23 protein-coding genes are annotated in these 18756 nt (G+C 28.1%); 4 read left to right on the forward strand and 19 right to left on the reverse strand.

The genetic code is table 11. The features are described from left to right. Positions 1–36: 36 nt before the first annotated feature. From Fi14EGH31_RS14205 to Fi14EGH31_RS14225, 5 genes are all read right to left on the reverse strand, one after another. On the reverse strand, positions 37–225 hold the full coding sequence (locus Fi14EGH31_RS14205; protein ID WP_022002571.1) for a DUF951 domain-containing protein: 189 nt from the start codon (positions 223–225) through the stop codon (positions 37–39). Positions 226–227: 2 nt separating this feature from the next. After that, entirely contained in the window at positions 228–1076 is an 849-nt protein-coding gene (folD, locus tag Fi14EGH31_RS14210; protein WP_107029105.1) for a bifunctional methylenetetrahydrofolate dehydrogenase/methenyltetrahydrofolate cyclohydrolase FolD, read from the reverse strand. A 79-nt stretch (positions 1077–1155) separates the two neighbouring features. Beyond that, positions 1156–2205, reverse strand: coding sequence for a GGDEF domain-containing protein (locus Fi14EGH31_RS14215; RefSeq protein WP_200764964.1), 1050 nt, complete (start codon positions 2203–2205; stop codon positions 1156–1158). Between the two features lie 103 nt (positions 2206–2308). Further along, complete coding sequence (locus Fi14EGH31_RS14220; RefSeq protein ID WP_117864264.1) at positions 2309–3586, reverse strand: PTS sugar transporter subunit IIC; 1278 nt, start codon at positions 3584–3586, stop codon at positions 2309–2311. 27 nt (positions 3587–3613) lie between these two features. Continuing rightward, the gene (locus Fi14EGH31_RS14225; RefSeq protein ID WP_032090968.1) at positions 3614–4225 is read right to left on the reverse strand and encodes an AAA family ATPase; all 612 of its coding nucleotides are present in this window, start codon (positions 4223–4225) and stop codon (positions 3614–3616) included. A 52-nt stretch (positions 4226–4277) separates the two neighbouring features. Here Fi14EGH31_RS14225 and Fi14EGH31_RS14230 point away from each other — a divergent pair, with 52 nt between their 5' ends. Then, the gene (locus Fi14EGH31_RS14230) at positions 4278–4964 is read left to right on the forward strand and encodes a MurR/RpiR family transcriptional regulator (protein WP_117346201.1); all 687 of its coding nucleotides are present in this window, start codon (positions 4278–4280) and stop codon (positions 4962–4964) included. Positions 4965–5046: 82 nt separating this feature from the next. On the opposite strand, the gene Fi14EGH31_RS14235 is transcribed toward Fi14EGH31_RS14230, so the two are convergent. Next, positions 5047–6465 (reverse strand): NAD(P)/FAD-dependent oxidoreductase, encoded by a 1419-nt coding sequence (locus Fi14EGH31_RS14235; RefSeq protein ID WP_107029115.1) that lies wholly within the window; start codon positions 6463–6465, stop codon positions 5047–5049. A 104-nt stretch (positions 6466–6569) separates the two neighbouring features. Further along, the gene (locus Fi14EGH31_RS14240) at positions 6570–7394 is read right to left on the reverse strand and encodes a histidinol-phosphatase HisJ family protein (RefSeq protein WP_107029116.1); all 825 of its coding nucleotides are present in this window, start codon (positions 7392–7394) and stop codon (positions 6570–6572) included. A 256-nt stretch (positions 7395–7650) separates the two neighbouring features. On the opposite strand from Fi14EGH31_RS14240, the gene ahpC reads away from it, so the two are divergent. The 3 genes from ahpC (at position 7651) to Fi14EGH31_RS14255 (ending at position 10498) form a co-directional block, all read left to right on the forward strand. Further along, positions 7651–8211, forward strand: a complete 561-nt coding sequence (ahpC, locus tag Fi14EGH31_RS14245; protein ID WP_107029117.1) for an alkyl hydroperoxide reductase subunit C — start codon at positions 7651–7653, stop codon at positions 8209–8211. 40 nt (positions 8212–8251) lie between these two features. Next, entirely contained in the window at positions 8252–8986 is a 735-nt protein-coding gene (locus tag Fi14EGH31_RS14250) for a MurR/RpiR family transcriptional regulator (RefSeq protein WP_107029118.1), read from the forward strand. Positions 8987–9070: 84 nt separating this feature from the next. Then, positions 9071–10498, forward strand: coding sequence for a 6-phospho-beta-glucosidase (locus Fi14EGH31_RS14255; protein WP_117575450.1), 1428 nt, complete (start codon positions 9071–9073; stop codon positions 10496–10498). Positions 10499–10506: 8 nt separating this feature from the next. Here the strand turns inward: Fi14EGH31_RS14255 and Fi14EGH31_RS15465 are convergent, their stop codons facing one another. The 12 genes from Fi14EGH31_RS15465 to Fi14EGH31_RS14305 form a co-directional block, all read right to left on the reverse strand. Continuing rightward, entirely contained in the window at positions 10507–10656 is a 150-nt protein-coding gene (locus tag Fi14EGH31_RS15465) for an NUDIX hydrolase (protein WP_234697801.1), read from the reverse strand. After that, the gene (locus Fi14EGH31_RS14260; protein ID WP_234697802.1) at positions 10640–10993 is read right to left on the reverse strand and encodes an NUDIX domain-containing protein; all 354 of its coding nucleotides are present in this window, start codon (positions 10991–10993) and stop codon (positions 10640–10642) included. The genes Fi14EGH31_RS15465 and Fi14EGH31_RS14260 overlap by 17 nt, the downstream gene beginning before the upstream one ends. Next, the gene (locus Fi14EGH31_RS14265) at positions 10993–12216 is read right to left on the reverse strand and encodes an MFS transporter (protein ID WP_200764965.1); all 1224 of its coding nucleotides are present in this window, start codon (positions 12214–12216) and stop codon (positions 10993–10995) included. Before Fi14EGH31_RS14265 ends, Fi14EGH31_RS14260 begins: the two co-directional genes overlap by 1 nt. A 75-nt stretch (positions 12217–12291) precedes the next feature. After that, positions 12292–13056, reverse strand: a complete 765-nt coding sequence (locus tag Fi14EGH31_RS14270) for a MurR/RpiR family transcriptional regulator (protein WP_117575446.1) — start codon at positions 13054–13056, stop codon at positions 12292–12294. Between the two features lie 8 nt (positions 13057–13064). Beyond that, entirely contained in the window at positions 13065–13616 is a 552-nt protein-coding gene (locus Fi14EGH31_RS14275) for a DJ-1 family glyoxalase III (protein ID WP_117480465.1), read from the reverse strand. 1 nt (position 13617) lies between these two features. Continuing rightward, complete coding sequence (locus tag Fi14EGH31_RS14280; protein ID WP_233543281.1) at positions 13618–14181, reverse strand: DJ-1 family glyoxalase III; 564 nt, start codon at positions 14179–14181, stop codon at positions 13618–13620. Between the two features lie 89 nt (positions 14182–14270). Continuing rightward, positions 14271–14405 (reverse strand): hypothetical protein, encoded by a 135-nt coding sequence (locus Fi14EGH31_RS15615; protein ID WP_267905636.1) that lies wholly within the window; start codon positions 14403–14405, stop codon positions 14271–14273. 214 nt (positions 14406–14619) lie between these two features. Continuing rightward, a complete protein-coding gene (locus Fi14EGH31_RS14285) occupies positions 14620–15135 on the reverse strand; it encodes a hypothetical protein (protein WP_200764966.1) in 516 nt (171 codons plus the stop codon). Positions 15136–15300: 165 nt separating this feature from the next. Further along, positions 15301–15552 carry a hypothetical protein gene (locus Fi14EGH31_RS14290; RefSeq protein WP_032090981.1) on the reverse strand — a complete coding sequence of 84 codons (252 nt, stop codon included), beginning with the start codon at positions 15550–15552 and terminating at the stop codon, positions 15301–15303. Positions 15553–15868: 316 nt separating this feature from the next. Next, complete coding sequence (locus Fi14EGH31_RS14295) at positions 15869–17401, reverse strand: hypothetical protein (protein WP_200764967.1); 1533 nt, start codon at positions 17399–17401, stop codon at positions 15869–15871. Beyond that, positions 17391–17843: an RNA polymerase sigma factor gene (locus Fi14EGH31_RS14300; protein WP_022000737.1), complete on the reverse strand. Its 453-nt coding sequence runs from the start codon at positions 17841–17843 to the stop codon at positions 17391–17393. The genes Fi14EGH31_RS14295 and Fi14EGH31_RS14300 overlap by 11 nt, the downstream gene beginning before the upstream one ends. A gap of 87 nt (positions 17844–17930) precedes the next feature. After that, the gene (locus Fi14EGH31_RS14305; protein ID WP_200764968.1) at positions 17931–18668 is read right to left on the reverse strand and encodes a helix-turn-helix domain-containing protein; all 738 of its coding nucleotides are present in this window, start codon (positions 18666–18668) and stop codon (positions 17931–17933) included. Positions 18669–18756: the final 88 nt, after the last annotated feature.

Here is an 18756-nt window from a genome sequence, read left to right on the forward strand (position 1 = left end):
CCTAAAAAAAAGAGTATTTATGAAATTTCATAAATACTACTCTACATGTTCTACAACTTTTTTTAAACGTTTTTCAAAATCACGTCTAGAAAACATAACAATAGCATTACAACCTAGACATTTGATTTTAATATCAGCACCCATTCTTACAATCTTCCATTGATTTGATTTTTTACATGGATGTTGTTTCTTCATTTCTACTATATCATTTAATTGATAATCCATATTTACTCTCCTTGATGATGATAAAAAGCTTCTAATGTATTTTGTAATAACATTGTAATTGTCATAGGACCAATTCCTCCTGGAACAGGAGTAATTGCATAAACCTTATCTTTAACATCCTCAAAATCAACATCTCCACAAAGTTTATTATTTTCATCACGATTAATACCAACATCTAAAACAACAGCGCCTTCTTTAACATAGTCACTATTGATCATTTTAGCACGACCAACAGCTGCAATTAAAACATCTGCTCTTTGACAAACTTCTTTTAAATTTTTTGTTTTACTATGAGCGATTGTTACAGTGGCATTTTTTTGTAAACATAAAAGCGCTACTGGTTTTCCTACAATGTTACTTCTTCCCACGACAACAACTTCTTTTCCTGTTAAATCATAGTTGATTTCATCTAATAAAACCATCATTCCTTTAGGTGTACATGGTACTAAACTTCTTTGTCCTAAAAATAACTTAGCCACATTTTCTGGATGAAAACCATCTACATCTTTTGATGGATCAATGGCTTCTAAAACTTTATCTTCATTAATATGTTTAGGTAAAGGTAATTGTACTAAAATTCCATCAACTGTTTCATCTTCATTTAATTGTTTGATTTCGTTTAAAAGTTCTTCTTCACTAAAAGTTGCATCATGTGTAATTTTTAAAGAATCCATTCCTACATAAGAACATCCTCTTTCTTTATTTCTAACGTATACTTGACTTGCTTGATTTTCCCCTACTAAAATAACCGCAAGTTTTGGTAATCTATTGTATTTATTTTTTATTTCTTCAACTTCAACTTTTAACTGTTCTTTTATCTTTTTTGATATCTCTTTTCCACTAATAATCATGATATGTCCCCCTCATATTATTTATGATTATATAGGAATGACCTTGTAAATTCAATATAAAGAAACACATGTATTTATATTAAACATCGATATCAAAAACAATCTTTTTCTTTCCTGTATGTTTCGCATAATAAAGTTTATGATCCGCTCGATTAAACAATTTAACAATTTCATCTTCTTGATAAAAAACTTCTACACCACCACTAAAAGATAATTCAATTCCTTTTGATTGTTTTCCATAAAGTGCAAATTCTTCAGCAACTTTATTCAAGGTATCCTCTATAACTTCATGATTTATATCATCAAATACAAGCATAAATTCTTTACCACCAAAACGTGTAACAATTCCTTTATTATCCATATTTTTCTTCATAGAATCTGAAAAAGTTTGCAATGTTTGATCACCATAAATATGTCCATATTGATCATTAATACTTTTAAAATCATCTATATCTAATAAAACGACCGCAAATTTTTGACTTTCAATCTTCATTTTTTTATTTAAATATTCAACTAAATATCTTCTATTATAAATATGTGTTAAAGGATCTAAGTGTGCCACCTCTTGAAGTTGGTTTGCTAGTTCTGAAAGTTTATCTTGTTGTAAACGATAATGTTTCATTAAAATAATCGACATCATAACAATACTGATCATTGCTATAAAATAAGTCACTAAAATAGCAATAAGATTAGGATTAATCTCTATTCCTGCAAAAAGATGCGGATACATCACTTTAATATAAATAACAATTCCATCATAAAAAAAAATAAATAAAGAACCTATTATTTGCCACTTTTCTTCTAAAAATAATACTGTACTTACAATACCTAAAATCATATACAAAATATAATAAGCACCATAAACCAAATATAAAACAGGAAACTCTATAATATTTCCTAATACTAAAATAATTACTGACGGCAACTTGCTATTTTTAGTATACATTCCCATAATTCCCGCAATATACATAATAATTGCACAAACTAAAGTAAATATTGTTATAGACGTAAAACCATAAATAATAGCATTAGATATAAATCCTATCGTATTAGCAACAATAGCTGTAATTGATAGTACATAAAATAAACGTATTTTTAATTCCTCATTCATCTTTACAATAGATTGCATTTATCAAACTCCTTAAAATACTTTTTGTGGATTTCATAATAATATATGTGTAAATAAAAAGCAAACAAAAAAGCTACTTTTTATCGTAGCTTTTCAATATATTTTATTCACCTTCATGATCCAAAGTATTTTTTTCATATACTTTAAAGAATGGATAGTATACTGCCACAGAAATAGCAATAAGTACAAACATAAAGATAACATTTCTGATATCTAATGCTGATAAGAATCCTTGTGCAAAGAATGGTGTAAATGAAGGATCAACAATATATCCTAATGATACAATTCCCATTTTTTGAACAAGATATCCAAGTCCTGATGAAATACATGGCATAATTAAAAATGGAATAGATAAAATAGGATTTAATACAATTGGTGTTCCAAAGATAATTGGTTCATTAATACCACAAATACCAGGTAAAACACTTAAACGACCAATTGATCTAATGTGTTTAGATTTAGATTTACACATTAGTAAAACAAGACCTAATGTATTACCAGCTCCACCAATTAATACATATCTAAACATTTGTAGGTTAATTAAAGCTGTTGGTTCTTTTCCAGCATTCACTAATTCAGCATTGATTCCAGTATTTGAAATACATAATGCGAATACAATTGGGAATACAATAGAAGAACCATTAATTCCAAATAACCATAAAATATTAGAGAATAAATAAATTCCCATAAACATCCAAATATTATCAACACCTGAAATAGCTGGTGTTAAAATAGACATAATGAAATCTGGTAAATTTTTACCTGAAGCTGCTACTAAAGCAATATTTAAACCATAAATAATAATAATATTAGCTGCAAGTGGTAATAAACTATTTACAAAATCAGTAACTGCACTTGGTACACTTGCTGGAAATAAAATAACTAATTTCTTGCTTACAAATCGTGAAATTTCTACTGAAATCAAAGCAATAATAATTGCAACAAATAATCCATCAGCTCCTAAATAGCTTGTTTGGATACCACCATCTTTTAATGGTGCTGACACCATTAAGAAAGTACACATTGCAATAATACCATAGACTGCTGATTTCATTTGATAACTTTCTGCTAAACAATAAGCAATACCAAATGCTGAAATAAGACCAACAAGTCCCATTGTATAATTATATGGTAAAGTTAATACATCATAATTTGCGACAGCAAATTGTTTCCAACTAATTAATACTTTTAAAAAGATATTTCCTGTATGTAAATCAACTAAATCTAGATTAATTGGTGGATTTGCAACAATTAAAAATAAAGATCCAATAACAATTAATCCAAGTGGCATCATCATTCCTGATGAAATAGCTTGTAAATGTCTTTGTTGTGCTAACTTATTAGCGAAAGGCTCTAATAGCTTTTCTAATTTTTCTATCATTTTTTCCTATTCCCCTTAAATATTTAATTAAAATTGCCAACCATTAAATGTAAATGCTGTATCTACTACATTTTCTGGATCATATTCTTCTAAGATTTTAGCATAGCGTTCTTTATAATCATTATCTACTTCCATTTGTGGAATAACCTTGCTTGCTTCATGTAAGAAATGGAAAGAATCACGTCCCATTGCTTTTCCTCTTACTGTATGCTTATCTAAAGCAACATCAGGAATTTCTGGGAATTTACCCATCGCAAATGATTTAATACAAATATTTTTTAATAAATCGCTTGAACGATCTTTTTGACAGCTACATAAGTAGCGAATTGCATGAATGAAATACATTGGTTGATCACCATCTGCATATTCAAAGTTTTTAGACATTTGATAGAGATTATTGACTAGAACTGCAGCCATTGGGTCTCCCATTCCAATATCTTCTACTGAAATTGTAAGTAAACGTCTCCACATTTTTTCTAATAATTGTGGTGAAGAAATATACATTTCATAAGCAAACATACATGCATCTTCTTCTTTGGCACGTCTAATTGATTTTTGCAAAGCAGAAATAACCTCATCTCCTGCATAGCCATTTTTTGTAACGATTTTTGACCAAGGGTCGTACATTGCTTTTGCCATTTTTCTTGCTCCTTTATTTTTTCTATGACATAATTATTGCGAGGTGAAACTTATGAATATTGATCATTTAAAAGATAAATTTGATTTAAATGAATTGGAAGTCTCTTTATTGGAATATATTAAGAAAAATCAAAAACAATTGAAAAATATTACCATTAGACAAATGGCAAAAGATAATTTTACATCAACTTCTGCCATCTATCGTTTATGTAATAAATTAGAATTTAGTGGTTATAGTGACATGATTTATCATCTATCTAGTAATACTCATAATAATGCTCCTGCTCAAAAATACGAAAACTATTTACCTCATTTTATTCAATTATTAAATAAACATAAAAATAGTAAAATCGTTGTTTTTGGTATGGGATTTTCAGCTCCAATTGCTGATTACATTTCACAAAGATTAACTCTTAATGGCTTTTGTGCCATGAGTGTTGTTCATATGGAAATGTTGGATGTTAGTTTTCAAGACTCAACCTTTCTCATTGTCATCTCCAATTCAGGAATTACAACAAGGCTTGAAGAAGTTGTTAAAACAGCTAAAAATAATCATATTGATATCATTACTTTTACTGGTAATGAAAAATCAAAAATAAGTCAATATGCCACTTTACCTATTATCATCGGTCACTATAATCCTTTTTACCATGATAACCTTGTTCCAAACGCTTTCTTTGGACAAGTTCTCATTATTTTTGAATCTCTTCTCTATTCTTTTTTGTCCTCAAAAAAATAATATACTTTCATCTCTTCGATTAAAATAATTTATTAAGATAAAAAAACATGTTTCCATTTTTGAAACATGTTTTTTCTTTTTATTATTTAATATTTTCAACAATATGTCGTGCGACTAAAATACCATTTGCACCCGCTTGGGCAAGCCCTCTTGTAAGTCCTGCTCCATCCCCAGCAACATATAAATCATCAATTTCAGATTCAAAACCATCTCTTACTTTTGGTCTTGCTGAATAGAATTTTGCTTCTACACCATATAATAAAGTATGTTCATTCGCAATTCCTGGTGTTACATTATCTAACGCTTCAATCATTTCAATAATTGATTTCATTGTATTGTATGGTAACACAAGCCCTAAGTCTCCAGGTACTGCTTCTGGTAAAGTAGGATCTGTATATCCTTCTTTTAATCTCTTATATGTTGTTCTTCTTCCACGTTTGATATCTCCATATCTTTGAACAATAACTGAACCATTTGATAATTTATTCGCTAATCTTGATATTTCATGGGCAAATTCATTTGGTTCATTGAATGGTTCACTAAATGTATGAGATACAAGTAAAGCAAAGTTTGTATTTTTACTTCCAAGTTTTGGATCATGATAAGCATGACCATTAGCAAGCATTGTTCCACTATGGTTTTCAATAACAACATGACCACTAGGATTTGAACAGAAAGTTCTTACTTTTGTTCCTACTGAAGTATTGTAAACAAATTTACCTTCATATAAGTTCTTATTAATTTCTTCCATAACAATATTGCTTGTTTCTACACGAACACCAATATCTACTTGATTATTATAAAGTTTTAATCCTTGATTTGATAAAACTTTTGTAAGCCATGCTGAACCATCTCTACCTGGCGCTAAAACAACTTTTTTAGCGTGAATCGTTTGTCCATTTTCTAAAACAATTCCTGTTGCATGATGGTCTTCTACAAGAATATCTTGAACAGATGTTTTAAATTGTAAATCCATATGTTGTTTTAATTCATTAGACATTTCGGTCATAATTCTTAAGTTTTCTTCTGTACCTAAATGTCTTACTTTTGCTCTTAAAAGTTTTAACCCAACAGCATATCCACGGTGTTCAATTTCTTTAACTTTATCTGTAGTAGGATCTGTAATTTCTTTAGTAGCTCCATGTTTTAAATAAAGATTATCTACATAATGAATCACATCTTCAACTTCATCATTATTTAAATAGTCAGTTAACCAACCACCAAACTCACTTGTAATATTAAACTTACCATCAGAATAAGCTCCCGCTCCACCAAAACCATCAGTAATAGAACACGCTGGGATACATCCAGGTTCACGATCTTTATGAACTGGACATTGTTTGATCTTTTTATCTTTAATAGGACAATGTCTATTCATAACGTCATGTCCTTTATCTATAAGTAATACTTCTAATTCAGGATTTTTTAAATATAATTCGTAACATGTCATAATTCCTGCTGGACCTGCACCAACAACGATTACATCATAATTTTCTTTCACTTTTTTCTCCTTCAATTTCCAAAAATATCCAAACCTTTCACATTATAGACGACTCTTTCTTATATCGCAAGTATTTACATGTTTTTTTATTTTGCAAAATGTTTTTATAGTTGATGAAAGATTGGTTTCATTTTTTCAAATGTACAAAAAGAATCAAAACCTATTTCTTTTAATAATTCTTTTGCTTCATCAATATAAGCTCCTAAATGTTCTGGCTTATGACTATCACTACCAATCGTAATAATCTTTCCACCTAATTCTTTATAAAGCTTTAAAATATCTCTCGAAGGTGTTGAATCCTTTAAACCATAACGATGACTTGAAGTATTAATTTCAATACCTTTACCATCTTGAATCACAGTTTTTAATATTTCTGTAATTATTGATTTTACTTTTTCAAAAGGATAATTGCCAATTTCATCATAACGTGTCATCAAATCCAAATGACCTAACACACTATAATTTTTATACTTTTTAACCACATTCAACATTTCTTGATAATAACCTTCTATATATTCTTGTTGTGATTTTTCTTTTTGATAATCTTGTGTCCAAAATTCTTGATCATTGACTTGATGTATAGATAAAATGATAAAATCAAAATCATATTGTTCATAAAGTTTTTGATAACGTGGTATTGTATGAACTTGCACACCAAATTCCATACCTTGTCTAATTGTAATTTTAGGATATTTTTTTCTTAAACTTTCAATTTCTTTAAAATACTTTGGATAATCTACATTTACTTGCGGTTGTCCGTAAAGGTACTCTATCGGACCTTCATCCCAATCTTTTTTGATTCCATAATCCACATGATCTGTAAAACAAATCTCGTCCATCTTCATCTTAATCGCATCTTTAATGACATCTTCCATTAAATAAGTGCTATCATCACTATAATTTGTATGTACATGATAATCACTATACATTTTCATCACCCTATCTCATTTTATCAAGTTTATAAACACAAAAAAAGCCTCTCGGCTCTCTTTGATATATAATTGGGAAGGGAATATGAAAAACTATTCATATTGTAAAAGATTGTTTTATCTTTTACATGTTTAATATACCCAGCTTTTGTGAACTCTATGCAACTTTTTTGTGTCAAACATGTAAAGAATTATTGTGAATTATGTGATGATAATCTTAAGTTTTTATTCACATACTTTAGATGGAGGTGATTTTGTGTCTTTACTTTATAAAGAAGTAGATGATTTTGAAGCTTATGCTTATCATCAAAAACAATTTAAGAAAATCACAAAGAAGGATTTACTAGGAAAATGGACTTTATTTTTCTTTTATCCTGCTGACTTTACTTTTGTCTGTCCTACTGAATTAGAAGATCTACAAGAAAAATATCAAGAATTTAAGAAAGTGAACTGTGAAATTTATGCCATTTCTACAGATACCCATTTTGCTCATAAGACATGGCATGATATTTCTGAAAACATTTCTAAAATAGAATATCCAATGATTGGCGATCCTACACATTCACTTACCTATGATTTTGATGTCTTTGATGAAAATGATGGTTTAGCTCAAAGAGGAAGTTTTATTATTGATCCTGAAGGTAAAATCGTTGTCTATGAAGTCAATGCTGGAAATGTTGGTAGAAATGCTGATGAACTTTTAAGACGTTTACATGCCTGTCAATTTGTATATGAACACGGGGATAATGTTTGTCCTGCTAAATGGAAATTAGGTGAAAAGACAATTCAAACAACTATTGAAAATATTGGTAAATAGAAATAATATGATAAAATGATATTGAGGGGAGGAAATAAGGATGCTTATTGATAAGTTAAATATTATTTTAAATTCTAACGATGAATTTTCTCCTAAATATATTATTAGTTCATTTGTTAAAAATAACTTAAATGATATTCCAACTATGTCTATTGATGCAATTGCTCTTTCCTGTCATACATCGAAAAGTCAAATTTCTAAATATGTAAAATCTTTAGGTTATGAAACTATGAAAGATTTTAAAGATGCTTGTTTAGATAACATTTCTAGTATGGAAAGAACCAATAAAACCTTATTTTCATTACAGAATAGTATAGAAAAACAATTTTCATCTTTTACAAATCACATCATTGATGAATTACATTACACAATGAATCAAATTGATGAAATCAATTTATTAAAATTAGTAAATGATATAAAGAAAAGTAAACGTATCTTTGTTTATGGTCATGGTCATGCAAGAACTCTTTGTACCTATATTCAAAATGAACTTTCCGCAAAACAAAAAGAAACTATTATCTGTGATGTTGATTTTGAAAAAGAATATAATTTTCAAGATGGTGATCTTCTTTTACTCATTAGTATCAATGGAAATACGTTTTACTTTGATAAAAGAGTGGTGCATCATATTTTAAAGTGTTCAGTTAACACATGGCTGATTAGTTGTAAAGATAATATAAACTTTTCAAAGAACTATTTATATATTCCAACATTAAATGATAAATATAATGATTATTTATTAAGACATATTCTTGATTTTATCTTGATGTATTAAGTTTCCATTTTGGAAACTTTTTTATTTAATTTCTATATATTTTCTATAATACCTTTGTAATTAAAAGTAAAGGAGAAACAACAAATGGGATTTAGAAAAGATTTTTTATGGGGTGGTGCGACAGCTGCCAATCAATGTGAAGGTGGAGCAAATGAAGGAAACAGAGGTGTTGCTAATGTAGATCTTATGCCTTTAGGTGAAGATCGTTATTTAGTTGGTACTGGTAAAATGAAAATGTATGATTTTGATGATCAACATTTTTATCCAGCTTTAACTGCTGTTGATTTTTATCATCATTATAAAGAAGATATTGCTTTATTTGGTGAAATGGGATTTAAAACTTTTCGTTTATCTATTGCTTGGACACGTATTTTCCCAAATGGTAATGAAGAAAAACCAAATGAAGTAGGATTAAAATATTATGAAGATATTTTTAAAGAATGCCATAAATATGGTATTGAACCTCTTGTTACTATTAATCATTTTGATTGTCCAATATATTTAATTAAAAAAATCGGTGGTTGGCGAAGTAGAGAAATGATTGATTATTTCTACAAGCTTTGTAAAACTTTATTTATTAGATACAAAGGATTAGTTAAATATTGGTTGACTTTTAATGAAATCAATATGATTTTACATTTTCCTTTTGTCGCTGCTGGTCTTTGTTTTGAAGAAGATGAAAATGAAACGCAAGCTATGATTACAGCTGTTCATCATCAACTTCTAGCAAGTGCCATGGCCACAAAACTTGCTCATGAAATAGATTCCAACAACCAAATTGGTTGTATGCTAGCTGCTGGTTCTTATTATCCTGAAACATGTAAACCAGAGGATTATTGGAAAGCAATTTGTGATAATCGAGAAGTCTATATGTTTGCAGATGTTCAAGCAAGAGGTTATTATCATAATTATGCATTAAAATGGCTTGAAGAAAGAAATGCATCTATTCCTTTTGTAAAAGGAGATAAAGAACTATTAAAAGAAAATACCGTGGATTTTGTAAGTTTCTCATATTATTCATCAAGAGTAAGTAGTAGTGATTTATCTAAAGGAAAACAATCAGAAAGTAATATTTTTTCTTCTGCTAAAAATCCTTATTTAAAAGAAAGTGATTGGGGTTGGGCTATTGATCCTTTAGGATTTAGAAGTACTCTTAATGAACTCTATGATCGTTATCAAAAACCATTATTTGTTGTAGAAAATGGTTTAGGAGCGAAAGATATTATTGAACAAGATGGTTCTATTCATGATGATTACCGTATTGATTATTTAAGACAACATATTCAAGCAATGAAAGATGCTGTAGAAAAAGATGGTGTTAATTTATTAGGTTATACAACTTGGGGATGTATCGATTTAGTTTCTAATGGTACAGGCGAAGTTAAGAAAAGATATGGATTTATTTATGTAGATCGAGATAATTTAGGAAATGGAACTTATCAAAGAATTAAAAAGGATTCATTTTATTGGTATAAAAAAGTCATTGAAACAAATGGAGAAGATTTGTATTAAAAAAACAGCTACTGCTGTTTTTTTAAATATCTTTCTAAAAATGAATGAGCAAGAGAGCCTTGTTTGATTTGTTTTCTTGCTTCTTCAATTGAATACCAATGAGCTTCATCAACTTCATTTGTAAGCTTAAAATCTTCACTGTCAAGAACATGATGCATAATTATGCATTAATGTATTAGATGGTTGATAGTATTCATTATCATTATATGTATAATCAATTACATTTAAATTAACTTCTTCTTTAATTTCTCTAATCAATGTTTCTTTCGCATTTTCACCTTTTATAATATATCCAGCTACTAATACATTAAAATCTTTTCCATATTGTTTAATAAGCAAAATCTTATCTTTTGTAGGATTAAAGATAATTGTTGAAATAGCACTATTAAACATTGGAAAACGAAATTGTTTACAAGTTGGACAATAAGGTACAAGTCCATCTATCTCACATTCTTTTTCTATAAGTTTAGTTCCACATTCACTACAATATTTCATTATTTATCACCTACGCCATTATAACGTAAACAAATAACAACTAACAATATCAAATTTATTAGATGAAAACATAAAGCAATGATAAAAACCATTTGATAACTCTGTGTAAAATCATATAAATATCCAATTAATGTTAATGAACTGGCACTCCCTACATTTGTAAGAAAACCAATAAAAGAATAAGTTCTTGCATAATTTTCATTTCCAAAGAAATAATGTGTTAACATTGGAATTCCTACAGCACCAACTGAATAAATAGAACCAAACATGAATGAACCGATATAAAGTAACATGATTTCTTGATGAATTACACCTAAAAACAATAAACCTAAAGAAAAACAATTTGTTAGAATCATCATGATTACTGCTTTTATAGGACTTAATAAATCACTTAAAAATCCAATTAATAATTTAGTACTAATATTGCCTATCATGGTAAATGACATGAAAGTTGCTCCGATAGTAACTGATAAATGAATACTTACAGCAACACCCGATAGATGTTGAGAAATTCCTGTAATTGAAGTATGTAAAAGAGTAAATAAACACATACAAAGGAAACTGATGGTTAGTAACTTTATTTTATTATTTTGAACTTTAGTTGTTTCTTTTCTATTTTGATAACCATAAGGTAGTAAATGTTCTTTTCGAGGATCGATATTCCAAGGAACAATTAATGCTGGAAGAACTAAAACAAGAATACAGATAGCCATGAAACGATAAGTCATTTGCCAACCATAACAAGTAATCCATGAACTTAATAAAGGTGAAAAGATAGCCCCTGAAAGTCCACTAAAACTTAATGCTAAACTCGTCGCTAAGCCATGTTTTTTATCAAACCAATTTGTAATAACAACTGTAATAGGAACCATTCCATAAATACCTACACCGATTCCTCTTAAAATACCTAAAATATAAAATAAATAAACAGATGTACTATAAGACATCAACCAAGTTGCACCACTTGATAAAATAACACCTATTAGTAAGACCTTTTTATAGGAATATTTTTTAATCACTTTTGATATCTTTAATAAAGTTAATGCTGTCGCTAAAGTTGAAAGTGTGGCATGCATCGCAAAAGTTCCTTTTAACACTTTTAAACTTTTAGCTACAAGTGTATAAAAAACACCTATCGCATTGGTACATAAACCAATAGAACTGGCTGCTAAACAACACATAAAAAAAACAATCATCCAATGTTTATAACTTTTATTGATCATAATTTTCACCTCAACAAAAACATATAACTTTATAATCTCTAACGCATTAGATTTCCTAAATTAAGAAAAGGAGGATCAAATCCTCCTTGCATATTCTTGAGCTATTAAACTTGCTATAAATTGCAATTGATATGGATGACTATTTTGATCTTGTTCAGAATCAAAGGTAATCACATGATCAATAAAATCTGGATAACTTTCTTGTTTACTTGAAATCAACCAAATCTGTGGTTTCTTTAATCTATTCTTTAAAGTTCTAATATCAGGATAATCAAAATAACTTCCTGTATAAGAAAAGATAATTAATAAATCATCTTCATTGGTTGATGAAATATATTGTAATTGTTGCTTATAGGAAATATTTGAATAAGTTTGTTTTCCTAACATCAATAAATCACTTTGCAAATTAAAAGCAACTGCTCCTGCTTTTAATAAACCAAAGATACCTACTTGTTCATATTTTTGGATTTCTTTGCATAATGCATCTATTTGTTGTATATCTATTGATTTTTCTACCATTGTAATACTTTCTTTTACTTTTGAACTATATTCTTTTAATCTATCTTTAGCTTTAGAAGATGTAGAATATTGTTCAAAAGTCATATTTGTAGTAATCAACAATTCTCTTAGTTCATTAAAATCATTTAACCCTATTTCCTTACAAAAACGAGATATAGAACTCATTGCTACAGAACATTCCTTAGCCATCTCTTGAATACCAATATCCTTAATATCATCTAAATGATTTAATAAATACGTTGCAATTTGACTATTCGTTGAATCTTTCTTTTCACTCGCTAAAGTACTTAAAAAAACAATCGGTAACTTTCCATAAAGCATATCATCATCTACTTTCCACCAGCAAAATTATACATTAATCCTTCTTTCATTTCAGTAACATCCTTACCAAAGACTTCTAAGATTTTAAAAGCAAAAGGATAAGGTGTTGCTGGTCCTTGACTCGTTACAATATTTTGATCAAAAACAGCGACTTCATTTACAAAATCTCCACTTACAAGTTTATCTTGATAACCTGTATATCCTGTTACTTTTTTACCTTTAATGACATTGGCTTTTTCTAACACAACTGTTCCTGAACACATCGCTGCTATATATTGATGATGCTCATTAAAATATTGAACAAGTGAAATCACATCTTGATTTTCTAATAAATTTTGACCACCAGGTCTTCCTCCAGGTAAAACAAGCATATCATAGTTTTTAATTTCATCATTAAAATACTTATCTGCTTTTACATACATCCCATGCATTCCTCTTACAAATTCTTCATTAAAACTAAACGTATGACATTCTAATCCCCCTCGACGAAGTAAATCCACAATTGTTAATGTTTCTCCTTCTTCATATCCTTCAGCCATTAATACTGCAACACGTCCCATTTTATTCATCCTCCTTGACATCAAATGCATTAAAATAAACCATTCTCTTTTTAACCACTAACGAATCTCCACCTAATAAATCTACAAGTTTATAAGCAAAAGCATAAGCTGTTGCTGGTCCTCTACTTGTAACAATATTGCCATCAATGACCACTTTATCATTTAAATAAGTCCCTTGTTTTATTTTTTGATCATAGCCTTGATAAGCTGTAAATTTTTTATCAACTAATAAATTTGCTTTTTCTAAAACAATAGGTGCTGCACACATCGCACAAACATATTTACCTTTTTCATTCATTTGTTGTAAATATGAAATGAGTGTTGGGTTATTTTTCATCGCTTCTGCTCCACCATAACCCCCTGGTAAAATAACCATGTCATAATCAAGAAGTGTCTCATTTAAGATGTGATCACATCTTACAATGATTTCATGTCCTCCTTTAACCTCTTGTTCAAAACCTACTAAATCACATTGAAGATGTGCTCTTTTTATAATATCTGCAATTGTTAGAGCTTCACCTTCTTCAAAACCTGATGCTATTATAATTGCTGCTTTTTTCATCATTATTCCTCCATTTCATCTTTACAATAATCTTTACAATGAAATGAAACAATGGATTTCCTAAATTAAGAAAAAAGCCTAAGAATTTCTTCTTAAGCTTTAAGATATTCAATAACATCTTTAGCATCTTTGGCTTCTAATAAAACTTGCATGGCTTTTTTATTATCCATAACTGCATAAAGATCTTTTAAAGTATTTTTAGTTACTTGAGGTTCTTTCATATTCATAGCAATTATAAATCATTGTTTCTTTATCTCCTGTTAAATCTAGTAAGATAAGATCTTTATCAATCACCATTTTCTATCCCTCCGTTCCTTACACCTATATATTAGCAAACCCCTCTATTCTTGAATATAACAAAGAATCGCAAAAAAACATGCAACTCTTGATATACTATTTTTGCAAAAAAATTGCACATAAACCTGTAAAAAAAAGACTTCACTACTCAGCAAATCCTTCTTCTAATAATTCTTTTTCAATCTTTTCTTCCTCAACACCATTTGTAGAAGAAAATAAAACTCTAAATAAATATCTCGCCATGGCTCCTACAATAAACAGTTGAACAGGTAAAGCTATCATAAAACTACGACAATATGTTATCAAATAATGAGGAATAAATTGACTATCAAAACCATAACTATGATATACACCTAAAATACTAGCAAGTGCCACTTGACTAATAACCGTAAATACTTGAATCATTAAAACAATAACAATTCCTCGATCTATTGGCTGCACAACTTTAAAAGCAAAATACTTAGCAACTTTACTTGAAATAAAATAAGCACATAAAAAAATAATCACAAACTCGATCCACATACTTTTTAAAACAATTAAAAAAGTACTATTGGTAAAAGATGATGTTGCAAGTACTGTATTGTAGAGTGTCATCACATAAACTATCATCCAAGCTGTAATAGCTGTAAAAACAATAGCTTCAAATTTTGTTTTGGGCATTTTTAATTTTTTTTCATAAATTTCCTCCTAAAAAAATAAATGCCACCTCGCCGTCTGACAGTAGCAAGGTGACATTTGGTATCTAGGTGTATTTTAGAGATATTTTATTTTAAAGACAAGAAAAAATATTTTTCTTGTGCATCTATCACAAAAAACAATCAAGCTTTATTTATGCTCTATGCACAACTGTGCTTTTTTTAATTGTTTCTTCAAAGAGATGATTTTTATAACTTTATAAACCAAAATTCCTAAAATAATCAAGCATAAACAACTTAATTGATTATATCCACCCAAATAATATTCATCAGTATTTCTAACAGGATAAATATCAATTTCTATACAAATCCAAATAAGTGCTAATACTCCTCCTGATAAATAATGCCAAAATAATTTATTTTCTATTTTCTCTTTCGTCATCATCTTTCTCCTTTATTTTAAATCTTCCAATTTATGAATTATTTCTTGGGAAATAATTTGTTAAAAAGGAATTATATTATTATACTGATTCATTTTTTCAAACTAAAATAACATAATAAATAATAAAAAACTTATTATCAAAATAACTATTTTTTCTATTTTATACTCTTCTATCAATGGATTATGTGAAAATTAATTTTTTTAATTATTTTGTTTTATTTATTCAATAAAATAGTTTATAATAACCATGTTGGAAGTGTAGTGTTTGTATAGAGATTGAGCATCCTTGATGGATGCTCATCTTTTTTATACCATTTTAATAACCATGATCTACATGTTTCCATTCACCCTGTTTATTTCTTACAAGTAACCAAATCCAATCTTTATAAGTACTATTAGGATTTAAAGAACCATCTCCACCACTTCCATCAACATCAAATGTTGATGTTAAAACAATAGCTTCATCTCCACCATATTGTTGTAGTATTTCTTTAAAATAATTTTCATTATCTCCCGCATAATAAATTTCTTTTAATGTACAGCCTTTAAAATTTTCATTAAAATAATCAATAACTGTATTAATTGCTGAAGTAATATCATCATAGCTATAAATATTTGAAGTGACTTCTTTTTCTACAATATCATTTTCTTCTCTTTTTTCTATACGAACAAGCATATTGATATCTGTTTGAATAACATATTGATAAAAATCATCAATATATGCTTTATAGTTTCCTCCACTATAATGACTAGGAAGGATGACTTCTGTAAGAGGAAGTTGTTGATTCATCAAAATATCTTGTGCATGTTTAATAATTTCTATTGGGTCTTTTTCAAGAGTTGATGTAATGCTATCTGTAAAACCATATTCTTTTGAAACATATTGAATGATTTTGTTATTTTTATCATAACTAACATCAAGTCTTAAAGTTGGTTCATCTTTATCATTACTGAAATTAAAATAATTTTCTTTTTTATCTTCATAAACATAACCATTTTTCATCAATTCATCTATAACTTCTTGAGGAAGGAGTTCTTTTAATTCTTTGATTGTTTCTGATTCACTTAAAGTACTAAAACGTAAGTATTTATGTTTTGATTGCTTTAATTCGGTATTGATTTCTGTACGTTTTGTTTTTCTTTTTTGAACAAACATTTGTCCTTTTTGATTAAAAGAAAGTTCTACTTCAAAAAGTTTACTTGCTTTTGATTTATAGTTCACTTCAATTCTAAAATTATCAGAAATATCTTTTATCTTAGAGTTAAAAAGATAATCTTCTGGTTTCCAAATAACTTTTAAGCCTTTTTTTGTATGATAATATTTTTTATAAAGATCATAAGAAATCGTAGTATCACTTTGATAGACTTTTCCACCTAGATGAATCTCTAAAGGATTTCCTCCTTGAACAATACGAATTGATTCTATTTTGTCACTTTGTACATCTACTGTAAAATAACTTGTTGTAAGATACCCATCTAAATAATATTTTCCATCATAATTTTTTAAATCTAATTGCGATTGTTTAAAATCTGTTTTTTTAGAAAAATACTTTTCTTCATATTTCTTTTTCAATTGCACTTTATCCATTATATCGACCTGATCATGAATTAAATAATAATCCATAGGTGTTGCTTGAGTAGTAATAGAATTATAGGTTTGATTATAAGCAAGAATTTCAAATGTATCTTTTGTTTCTTTGTTTTGAATACCTAATACAAATAAAAGAACTACACAAGAAATAATCAAAATAGGTTTATAGTAATGATGTTTTTTTATAGGAATTTGTTGAAGAAGATTTTCATCAACTTGAATTTCATCATAATAACTTTTAAATGATTTATTTTTCATCAGCCTCTATCTCCTTTCTTAATTGATTTCTTGCTCGGTTTAATAAAACACGAACATTATTTTCTTTGATATGTAATAATTCTGCCATTTCTTTTGTTGAATATCCTTCATAATAAAATAAATAAAGAACTACATTATACTTTTTAGAAAGCTTATTTAAATAAGGGGTCAAATCAATTTCTTGCTTTTCAAAAATATAAGTTTGTTCATCGATTTCATCTACTTTATTATGCCAAAAAGACTTCAAAGATGTTTTACTACAATTAAGTGTTACCCTTATAAACCAAGCTTTTTCATGTTCTAAAGATTCAAAAACAGGTTTTCTTTTCATATAACGATACATCACATTTTGAAAGATATCATCTGCTTGATCTTTTTGATGACATTGGCTAAAAGCAAGACGATAAACCAGATCTTTTTCACGTTGAATGACTTCTTCCATACAAAAACCTCCTTTCATTAGTAATACTTTTTAAAGGTCAAATATGTTACAAAAATTATAACATTTTTATAAAAAAATACCTTGGTATTACCAAGGTAAATGATCTATATTAAGTTTTTCATAATTTATATTTTGACTTTGATAATAATGAACTTGATGATTCTCATCATCAAGGATTTTAATGATATTATTTTTAAGTATGACAATCGTTACTTTTATATCACCTTTTTGACTCATAATATAAAATTCATATTGTTTTTCTTGATTATCTTGATTAATATAAGAAATTGTAGGATTATTTGAAAATTCTGTTTTAATTGTTTTAATCTTTTTAAAATCATTAATATTTAAATAATCGCAAAGTTGAATAACTTTCTTTTGTGTCAAACCACCAGAATACATAACCACTAACGAAGCAGGTTCACGATAAGCTAAAGCCAATTGGTCACCTACATAATAATCACTGCATAATCTTTGGATGATATTATTATAATTATTTTCATATTTTTGTTGTTTTTGGACTTTATACATACCAATTAATGTAATTGCAAAAATAAAACAAACAATACTGATGATAAAAATATCTTTTCTTTTTTTCTTTCTTTTTTGAATAATATATTCATTGCTTTGAAGAAGTTCTTCATAGTCTAGTTTTAAAACAGATGTTATTTTAGCAAGTAAGGTAATATCAGGATAACCTCTCCCTGTTTCCCATTTACTAATTGTTTTGTTGCTGACTTTTAGTAAATCAGCAAGTTGACTTTGAGTGTACCCTTTTTTAAGTCTTGCATTTTTTATTGTTCTAGCAAATCTATCATTATCCATATACCTTACCTCCTACTTTAACTATACATGAACCTCATTGAAATAGAAAGAAAATGACTATCTACCAATTGTAGACATGTTTAGAAAT

This window comes from Faecalibacillus intestinalis (assembly GCF_015097455.1).
In the GTDB taxonomy this organism is placed as follows: domain Bacteria; phylum Bacillota_I; class Bacilli_A; order Erysipelotrichales; family Coprobacillaceae; genus Faecalibacillus; species Faecalibacillus intestinalis.